The organism is Thauera phenylacetica B4P (assembly GCF_000310225.1).
Lineage (GTDB): Bacteria > Pseudomonadota > Gammaproteobacteria > Burkholderiales > Rhodocyclaceae > Thauera > Thauera phenylacetica.
This window is the reverse complement of sequence record NZ_AMXF01000031.1, coordinates 21,107-30,861: the sequence shown is the minus strand read 5'-3', so window position 1 is coordinate 30,861 and position 9,755 is coordinate 21,107. Positions and strand designations below refer to the sequence as shown.

Genomic DNA, 9,755 nt, shown 5'->3' with positions numbered 1-9,755 from the left:
CTATCCGCTCACCAGATCAAGGTCATGCTGTGCCGTGCCGGCGGTGGACGCCGGATTTGTGCGGGAATCGACCGCCGTTAACAGGATGGAGTGATCGCAGCTTCTGAGAAACCGGGCTGGGTTTCCTTTTATGGGATGTTTTCAGGATGAGGTTCATTCTTTTTTTCCTGATTCTAATCGGGATGATTTTCTTGTTCGCCACCATCCGTAGCGGCATCAGAGACGGTGCGACGTTGACGCTGAAGGTGATCCTGAGTGGGCTTGGCTTCATCGCGTCGCTCCTCTTGTTGGTCGCACTGGCTGGGTTGTTTGGTTGACGAGAGAGACGACATGAACAGGATTCGCGTACTTGTGTTTGGCGCAACGGGCTCCGGCAAGACCAGGGCCTCCGCACTCGCCTAGCATATCGATCTGATCCCCAGCATGCGCTCCCGCACCCCGTCATCCCACGCCGCCCCCTTGCGCTTGAGCCGAAGGCTGCTCTTGCGCGTGTCGGTCGTGTCGGCGCGGATGATGTTGAGCGCGATCTTGCGCAGCATCGACAGGTTCTGCGGCGCATTGTCCTTGGCGACCGTGCTGGCGTCCTCGCTGAAGCTGACGTCGAGGATCCAGTGAAGCCGGTTCTCCACGCCCCAATGCGCTCGCACCGCGGCAGCCAGTTGCGCGGCGGTGAGGGCGCGCGAGCTGATGTAGTAGCGCCGCTCCAGATCGGACTCCTTGTCGCCGACCACCCGCATGGAGTCGATGCGCCCGATCGTGACGCACTTGGGCCAGTCGGCCGGATCGACGATGCCCTTGGCCGAGAGCACCGAAGCGATCTGCCCGACGGTGCGCCCGTGGCCGCGCTCGACCAGCGTGCTGCGGTCGACGGACTCGACGCCGTGCTGGTCGATGAAGGCGATCTCGATCGCTTCGAGCAGCTTGGGCTGGTTGCCCTTGACCATCAGCAGGTAGTCGCCCTTTTTCGCAACGATCTGTTTGGCAATGCTTTTCTGGCAGCCCATGGCGTCGATCGTGACCAGCAGGCCCTTGATCGAGAGCGCCTCGAGCAGCTCGGGAATCGCGGTGATCTCGTTGCTCTTGGCGGCGACCTTCTCCTGGCCGAGCACCAGTCCCAGCTCGGTGGCGAAGGCGCTGACCATGTGGATCGCGCTCTCGCCGCCGGTGCCCGAGCCGCGCACGGTCTTGCCATCGATTGCGATCGTGCCAGCCAGGCCCGCATCGTCGCTGAGCGCACCGACCACGCCACCGACCCAGCGCCGGAACATGCTTTCGAACTGCTTCGGATCGAGCGCGCGCAGGATCCGCAGGAAGGTCTCCTCGGACGGGATGCCGTTCTTGAGCACGAGGAAGCGGCGCAACCACGCCTCCTTGGTGCGCGCCCAGAAGGTGATGTCCTCGACCGTGTCGCAATCCGAGAGCACGGCGGCGATCAGGATCACCAGGATCTCCCGGAAGTCGTGCAAGGTCCCGTTACTCGGCTTGCGCGGATCATCGATTTCGTCCAGATAGCTCATCAGGGAACCCCTCTGCGTCGCACTCACGCTCTTCGCCCAAAAGACGAGAGTAGACGTGATTTTCGAAGGGTCCACAAGGTGAATGCATAAGATGTTGAATGTGAACGACTATTTTCAGGTGCTTATGCGATCAGGGAGAATGCATTCCGAGTGCGGAGGCCCTGCCGGCAAGACCAGCCTGTGCAACGTGCTAACTGGGCGGACACGACCGACCGATAACGACGCGCGTGGGGTGACGAGCAGATCGCATTCCTATGCGCCGTTTGAGGCGCAGGGCCACCGTATCGAGTTGATCGATACGGTCGGCCTCCACGAAAGCACTGAGGGTACGGTTCCAGCCGACAAGGCGATCATCGAACTGGTCGAATTGCTCGAGAAGGCCCGGGACGGCTTCAGTCTCCTGATTCATGTGACCCGTGCCACGCGTATCACCAAGGAGCACGAGGACGACTATGCTTTCTTCGTGAAGAAGATGACTCAAGGCAGGATCCCGGTGATTCTCGCAGTGGCCGGCTGCGAGAACGAGCAGCCCATGGGTGCGTGGGTGGAGCGTAACCGCCAGGCATTTTCAAGTTACCGCTATCGTGAGCTGATTCCCTGCTGCTTTGCATCAGGCGGGGTACTCGAACCACACTATGAGCCGCTGCGGGAGCAGTCTCGTGAGGGGCTGATTGCATCGATCGTGCGCAACGCATTGCTTGAGCCCGAGAAGCTCTACGGTGAAGGAACGGGGAGCTCCTTCAACGAGGCCCTTTCCCGAATATGGAACGAGTTTGTTGAGATCGCCGGTCTGCCGCAGAAGTACCGACGGAGAGTCAACGAATCAGCTTATGACCTACTGAAGCGAATGGGGGTGCCGAAGGCACTGTGTGACGCGGTCGTTGCGCACATCCCGGACCTGTTGCAGGAGATCGGTAATAGGGCGCCTGTGCCATTCGTCGGGCGGATCCTAAAGTTTGTTGCCGAGAAGGCGCTCGGTTCGAGCAAGGGGCGTTGATGGCCGAAACGGGGTCCGGAATGAAGGGCTTGCGGGCAGGCGCTGCCATTTTGGGCGTTGGCCATGCAAGCGCCAGTTGGGCGCGCCTTCGCTTTGCATTACTGGGTTTCGTCACTGCATTGGCGATCGTTCTTGCCCCATCGGGTGAGGTGAGAGCCTTCTGGGGCTCCACCGGAAAAGCGGTCTCCGTCATCGCGAAGATCTCCAAGGCCAGTCAGGCCTTGCCGGAAGACGAGATTGTGCGGCTTGCGCGCCTTGCCGCCGACACCAAGGGCACCGCCCGGGTGGGCGAGGAGTTGGGGCGGCTTAATCTTCCCAATGAGGTGCTCGAAGATGCCTTCTTGCGCATTGCCGTTCATCAGGGACGGATCCCCCGGGCAGAAGCTGAGGGTATGTTCTCCCGCCTGACCGGCGTCCCGGGCTTCCGCACGACGCTACGAAAGGTCGTCGGCAACAGCGAGGTGGGGACGGCAGGCCATCTATACGAACTGCGTCTTGCCGACAGCGCAGCCGGTCGCGGTATGAAGGTGATCGGAATCGGTGAGAAGTTCGATGACGGCCTGAAGCGGGCGCCGACCGATATCGACGTGCTGCTTGAACATGGACGAACGATGTTCGCGATCGAAGCGAAGAACTACGCGTCGAGCACGCTGATGCCGCTGGATCGCTACCGTGCCGACCTGGATTCTCTGGTGGCTTACCGCAAGGTGCATGGAAAGAGGGTGGTCCCGGTCTTTAGCATGAGCAACCGCCCTGAGGATGCGCGCTACCTGAAGCTGTTGCAGCACGAGGCGAAGAGGCGGGAAGTGGAGCTGATCTTCGGCAGCGCCGAGGAGAGCGTGGAGCAGATCAAGCTTCTGGGAGAGCTGCGATGAGGCGGCTTTTCCTTGTTGGCATCTTGCTGATGCCGCAACTTGGCGTTGCTGCGGATGATGTGGCGACCTTCGCTGCTTTCTATCAACCGTCTGGCGTGGTGAATTGGCTGCTGATCAGTTTGGTCGCGGTGGCGGCGGGTGCTGCCATCATCTTTTCGGGTGGCACGGCTAGCCCGGCCGTCGCGGCCATCGGTTCCTGGGTTGGCGGGACGATGGGACTTTCGGGCGCAGCAGCGACCAAGGCGGGCCTGGCCCTCTTGGGCGGGGGGGCGATCGCCTCTGGCGGCTTCGGAATCGTTGGGGGTACGGCGTTGCTCACAGCTGCGCTGACGTTTTCGACCGAAGTGGTTTTCGACTATTCGCTTGGAACGCTGTACGCGAAGTATCAGTATCACGATCTGGTTGAACGGAGCAAAAACCTCACGACGCTGCCATTGCCGAGGAGTACGGTGGGCCTGGAGAATCGGATCGACGCATTGGATGGGCTCGACGATGTGGACCAGGAAAAGCCACTCCTGGCGCCCGGGAACATCGAGCTGATTCGCAAGGCAATCGCCGGACTGGAGCGCGCAGCGAAGGGTGGAGAGCTTGATGAAGATGACATGGCTCGCGCGCACAGCCTGTCGTCGCTGCTGCTATTGATTACGAACGATTACGAGGGGGCGCGTGAGCATGCAGGACGTGCGATGGCGGTCACCGCGAATCTGGGCCTGGCCAGCACCCTGCCTGCCTTCATCTACGCGACAGCAGGCTTGTATGACGAACGGTTTGATTGGCAAAGCTCCGGGATTGGCTACTTTCGCGCATCGCTCGTTGGTGAGCCGGACAACAAGCTGATCCCGTTATTGGTGACGATCTACGCCGATCGACTTTCCCTGCGAATGGATGATGGCTCGGTGGGCCCCGAATCGCTCGCAAGTCTAAGGGCGCTGGTCAATGACCCGGTGCTCGAGAAGTTCAGGACGGTGAATCTGGTCGGCCTTACGGGACGGTACTTTGTAAGGTTGAAGCTGGCGCAGCAGAAGATCGGCGCCTTGGCCATGAGCAACAGCGAGGTCATTCAGAGCGATCGACGATCGATCTCCGTGTTGGACAAGGCATTGGCCGATTATGCGGCCCTGCTGAAGGGTGCCGAATCGACGTTGAGCGACCTGAAAGGGGCGAATCTGTCGCGCGAGGACGGCCACAGAATTCAGGTTTTCTGGAAGCTATTGCTGGACTACAGCAGGGACCGTGATCGGCTTGCAGGGCTGGTGACCGAATTCCGCGAACGGCAAGCCCCAAACCGAGCACTCACCAGCGCTGAACCAAGCGCTGAGGGCGGGTCGCTGACTGCTTTGGTGGGTGGGCTGCTCTGGCTCCTGCTTGTACCAGTAGCCGTCGTTAAGGCCTGGCGGGCAATGAAGAAGCCGTGAGTAGGCCTCCTGTTCTTCCATGCGCTTGAAGTCATCAGGGGGAGGAGCTTTATCTCGGTACACGTGGTACCGATTCCTCCATGTCGCTGATCATGGACGCGGCTGCCCGTATCGCGTCCAGATGGAACGTTTCTGCAAGCTTTGGAACGCCATCGTTGAACTGAAGGCGCGTGGCTTATCTGCTGACAACCGCTGCATTGCGCAGGTTTAGTGCAACAGGGGTTGCACAATCTTCCCAACCCAATCTTGGACGTGCCGTGAGTCACCAACGCATTATCGAAGCCCTAGAGGTGCAATTTGCGACCCAGCAGCTCTTATTCTGGGACGACCCTGAAGGGGAGTTCTCGTCCTGGGTAGACAGCCTGAACTTGGACGGCGTGCAGGTGCTGCGGCTCGACCGCACGCCAGCCTTGCAGGTGAAGCTGGACGTCGAGCGCTCGCCGGGCGCACGCTGGTTGTTCTACCGCCCGGCGGCCGAACCCGATCCCGCGAAGGATTGGCTCCTCGATTTGCGCTTGCGGGGAAGGGCGTTCCGCGCGGACTCGAACTCCATGCTGCTGGACGATCTGGGCCTGACGAGCCAAGCCCTGCGTCCGCATCTGAAGGCGCGCAGCAAGTTCCTGCGGGCCAAGGACCGTGTTGAGAAGCTGCGCCGGCTGGTGACGCCGAGTGATGACGCCGAGGCGCTGGACCGCAAGATGCTGGCGGTGCTGGTGCGCTCGGAGCAGGCGGATTTCCAGACCATTCTTCTTCGCCTCTTGAGTTCGATGGTGCATGAGGGCGAGGCAGATCTGGCGGCCGAGCCGCGTGCGTGGCAGGACATCGTCGGCAATGAGCTGGACGCGGCCTTCTGGGCGTTTGCGCTGCAGACGCTGGGGTATGGCGCAGATGGCGTGGCGCCGGCCTTCACCTTGCGGGATCTGCTATACCGCATCCTGGTGACAGACTTCTGTCGCTCGCACTCGGGCGCCGCGCCGGAGTCCCTGCGGCATTTTGTGTTGCCGGATCGCACGCTGGCGGCCAACGCGTCCGTGTTTGCCGCGCGGTGGCGGACTGATATGGCCGCCTATGAGAGCTACAACCTGCTGTCGGACGCGGTGGCCGGCGAGATCGGCCTGGATGGGGTGCTGAGCACGTTGCCGGGCGAGGCCTTGGCCGAGACCATGACCTGCGCGGTCGTCGAGCGGCGGATCCTGAAGGACTTGAAGGATCGTGTGCTGGCCGGCGCAGGGGCGAGCGATGAGGCGATGCAGGCGCTGATCGCCCGTCGGCGAGATGGTCACTGGGCGAGCCGGCTGATGGCGCAGAGCTCGAGTGAGAGCCGCGCGCTGGCGGCGTGCTACGACGCGATCGAGGCTGGGGCGGCATTCTTCGAGCTGAAGGCGCGCTTCGATGCGGGCTTCAGCTTTGCCAACGCTGAGGCGGCGCTGATGGCCTATCAGTCCGAGCTGTTCCGCTTCGACCAGTTGTACCGGCATTTCCATGAGGCTGCAGAAAAGGTCGAGCCGATGGGCTGGGCGGTGCTGCATGAACTGCGCGTTCGAATCGAGGAAACCTACACGGGGTGGTTCCTGCCGCAGTTTGGTACCGCCTGGGCGAGGGTCGTCGAGGGCGAGGGCGGCTTGCTGAGTCACTGGACGGCGGCCGGGATGCCGAATCAGCATCGCTTCTTCGATATCCAGGTTGCGCCACTGCTGGCGGCTGGTGCGAAGCGGGTGTTCGTGGTGATCTCGGATGCCTTCCGTTACGAGGCCGCCGAGGAACTGGTGCAGCAGCTCAACAGCAAGAGCCGGTTCAAGGCGGGGCTGTCGTCGCAGTTGGGCGTGCTGCCAAGCTACACCACGCTGGGGATGGCGGCGCTGCTGCCGCATCACAGCCTGGCCTACAAGACCAACAGCAACCTCGATGTGCTGGCCGACGGCCAGCCGGTGGCCACGCTGGAGCAGCGCAACGCACACCTGGCGAAGTATGAGGGCCTGGCGATCAAGGCCGACGAGCTGCTGGCCTTGGGGAAGGACAAGGGTAGGGCGCTGGTGCGCGATCGGCGGGTGATCTACGTGTATCACGACCACATCGATGCCCTGGGTGACAAGCAGGCCACCGAGGGGATGACGTTCCGCGCGGTGGAGGAGGCACTGGGCCAGCTCGCGCAGCTGGTGAGCTTCATCGTCAACAGCTTGAATGGCTCGACGGTGCTGGTCACTGCAGACCACGGCTTTATCTACCAGGAGGCGCCGCTGCTGGCCGCCGACAAGTCGGCGCTCGAGACGCAGCCCGAGGGCACCTTGAAGGCGAAGAAGCGCTACCTGCTCGGGCGGGGCATCGGCACGTCGCCCAAGGCATGGTGTGGCAACACTGCGCTGACGGCGGGCACGGATCCGGAGGTTAGCCTGGACTTCTGGGTGCCGAAGGGCGCAAGCCGCTTCCACTTTGCCGGTGGGGCGCGCTTCGTGCACGGCAGCGCGATGCCTCAGGAGATCGTGGTGCCGGTGATCACCGTGCGCGAGAGCGAGTCCGACAAGGAAAAGGCGCGCTACGTGGAGTTCAGCCTGCTCGGCGCGTCGAACAAGGTCGTCACCAACACCCAGCGCTTCGAGTTCATCCAGACCGAGGCCGTCTCCGACAAGGTGCTGCCACGCACGGTGGTGATCGCGCTGCGCGATGGCGAACGGCCGATCAGTAACGAGCAGACGCTCACCTTCGACAGCGGCTCGCAGTTGCTCGATGAGCGTAAGCGCTCGGTGTTCCTGACCGTGCTTGCCGGCACCTACGACAAAACGCGCGATTACTGGCTGACCGCGCGAGATGCCACGTCCAAGGTCGAGGTGTTGCGCGTGCCGCTGCGTGTTGATCTCGCCTTTACGAATGACTTCTGAAACAGACATGACCGAACCCGTGGATACCGCCCGACTTGATCGGCTTCTCAACACCCACTTTGCCGGTAAGGTGGTCCGCAAGGACCTGACCAAGCTGATCAAGGAGGGCGCGAACGTTCCCGTTTATGTGCTCGAGTACCTGCTCGGGATGTACTGCGCGTCGGACGACGAGGCGACGATCCAGAACGGGATGACGATGGTCAAGCGCATCCTGGCCGAGAACTACGTGCGCCCGGACGAGGCCGAGAAGATCAAGTCGAAGATCCGCGAGAGCGGCAGCTACAAGGTCATCGACAAGGTGACGGTGAAGCTCAACGAGAAGCGCGACGTCTACGAGGCGCTGCTCTCGAACCTGGGGGTGAAGAACGCCGAGGTGTCGGACGCCTTCGTGCGCCAGTTCGAGAAGCTGCTCGTGGGCGGCATCTGGTGCATCGTCACCCTGAACTACCAGTTCGAGGAGAACCAGCGCGGCTCACCCTTCACGGTGACTGATCTCAAGCCCATCCAGATGCCCAACATGGACATGGCGGGCCTGTTCGAGGGGCGGCGGGCCTTCACCGAGGACGAATGGATCGATGCGCTGATCCGCTCCACCGGCATGGAGCCGAGCTGCTTCAAGGAACGGGTGAAGTGGCATCTGCTCGCGCGGATGATTCCGCTGGTCGAGAACAACTACAACTTCTGCGAGCTGGGTCCGCGCGGCACGGGCAAGAGCCACATTTACAAGGAGATCAGCCCGAACAGCATCCTGGTGTCGGGCGGGCAGACGACCGTCGCCAACCTCTTCTACAACATGAGCGCGCGCAAGGTGGGTCTGGTGGGCCTGTGGGATACGGTCGCCTTCGATGAGGTGGCTGGCATCAACTTCAAGGACCACGACGGCGTGCAGATCATGAAGGACTACATGGCGTCCGGCTCCTTCAGCCGGGGCAGGGAGGCGATCAACGCCAATGCCTCAATGGTTTTCGTGGGCAACATCAACCAGAGCGTTGAATCCCTGGTCAAGACCAGCCATCTGCTCGCACCGTTTCCCGAGGCCATGATCGACTCGGCCTTCTTCGACCGCTTCCATGCCTACGTGCCAGGCTGGGAGATCCCGAAGATGCGCCCGGAATTCTTCACCAACCAGTACGGCCTGATCGTCGACTATCTGGCCGAGTACCTGCGCGAGATGCGCAAGCGCAACTTCGCCGACGCGATCGACAAGTGGTTCAAGCTGGGCAACAACCTCAACCAGCGCGACACCATCGCCGTGCGCCGGACCGTTTCCGGCTTGCTCAAGCTGATCTGCCCGCATGGCGAGTACGACAAGGAGATCGTGCGCCGCTGCCTGGAGTACGCGCTCGAGACCCGTCGCAGGGTGAAGGAGCAGTTGAAGAAGATCGGTGGCATGGAGTTCTACGACGTCCATTTCAGCTACATCGACCTGGAGGCGAGCGAGGAGCGCTTTGTCACGGTGCCCGAACAATCCGGTGGGGCGCTGATCGCTGAAGGCCGGCTCAACCCGGGCACCCTGCACACCATCAGCTTGGGCGACACCGAGATGCCGGGCGCCTATCGCATCGAGATCCAGACCCTCGCCGGCGGTGGGAAGGTCTCCGCCTCCGGCCTGGCGCCGCGCGAGGCGGTCAAGGTCGCCTTCGATTACTTCAAGGCCAACTCGGGCCGGGTGAGCGCATCGATCAAGCCGGGCGAGCACGACTTCCACCTGCATCTGGTGGAGCTGCAGCACACCGGCACGCCGAAGGCGCTGACCCTGGCCGGGTTCATCGCCCTGTGCTCAGGTGCGCTCGCCAAGCCGGTCCAGAGCCAGATGGTGGTGATGGGCGACATGAGCCTCGGCGGAACGGTCGTCCAGGTGCGCAACCTGGCCGAGAGCCTGCAGGTGGCCTTCGATGCCGGCGCAAAGCGGATTCTGCTGCCGATGTCGAGCGTGACGGATATCCCGTCGGTGCCTGGGGAGCTGTTTGCGAAGTTCCAGACGAGCTTTTACTCGGATCCGGTGGATGCGGTGTTCAAGGCGTTGGGGGTCGAGTGACTGTGTTCCGTGGCGTCCGTGAAGCATCGCTTTCCTG

The 9,755-nt window shown here is 62.2% G+C and carries 7 protein-coding genes; 6 read left to right on the top strand and 1 reads right to left on the bottom strand.

Going from position 1 to position 9,755, the window contains the following annotated elements:
- Positions 1 to 191: 191 nt before the first annotated feature.
- Entirely contained in the window at positions 192 to 317 is a 126-nt protein-coding gene (locus C667_RS26640) for a hypothetical protein (protein WP_281054840.1), read from the top strand.
- Positions 318 to 398: 81 nt separating this feature from the next.
- Here the strand turns inward: C667_RS26640 and C667_RS06840 are convergent, their stop codons facing one another.
- On the bottom strand, positions 399 to 1,517 hold the full coding sequence (locus tag C667_RS06840) for an ISAs1 family transposase (RefSeq protein WP_004359160.1): 1,119 nt from the start codon (positions 1,515 to 1,517) through the stop codon (positions 399 to 401).
- 91 nt (positions 1,518 to 1,608) lie between these two features.
- Between C667_RS06840 and C667_RS06835 the strand changes: the two genes are divergently transcribed.
- The 5 genes from C667_RS06835 (at position 1,609) to brxL (ending at position 9,718) form a co-directional block, all read left to right on the top strand.
- On the top strand, positions 1,609 to 2,514 hold the full coding sequence (locus tag C667_RS06835) for a GTPase (protein WP_245538439.1): 906 nt from the start codon (positions 1,609 to 1,611) through the stop codon (positions 2,512 to 2,514).
- Positions 2,514 to 3,389: a hypothetical protein gene (locus tag C667_RS06830; RefSeq protein ID WP_004359156.1), complete on the top strand. Its 876-nt coding sequence runs from the start codon at positions 2,514 to 2,516 to the stop codon at positions 3,387 to 3,389. Before C667_RS06835 ends, C667_RS06830 begins: the two co-directional genes overlap by 1 nt.
- On the top strand, positions 3,386 to 4,804 hold the full coding sequence (locus C667_RS06825; protein WP_004359154.1) for a hypothetical protein: 1,419 nt from the start codon (positions 3,386 to 3,388) through the stop codon (positions 4,802 to 4,804). The genes C667_RS06830 and C667_RS06825 overlap by 4 nt, the downstream gene beginning before the upstream one ends.
- A 257-nt stretch (positions 4,805 to 5,061) precedes the next feature.
- Complete coding sequence (gene pglZ, locus C667_RS06820) at positions 5,062 to 7,680, top strand: BREX-1 system phosphatase PglZ type A (RefSeq protein WP_039920915.1); 2,619 nt, start codon at positions 5,062 to 5,064, stop codon at positions 7,678 to 7,680.
- A 7-nt stretch (positions 7,681 to 7,687) separates the two neighbouring features.
- Positions 7,688 to 9,718, top strand: coding sequence for a protease Lon-related BREX system protein BrxL (brxL, locus tag C667_RS06815; RefSeq protein ID WP_004359149.1), 2,031 nt, complete (start codon positions 7,688 to 7,690; stop codon positions 9,716 to 9,718).
- Positions 9,719 to 9,755 lie beyond the last annotated feature (37 nt).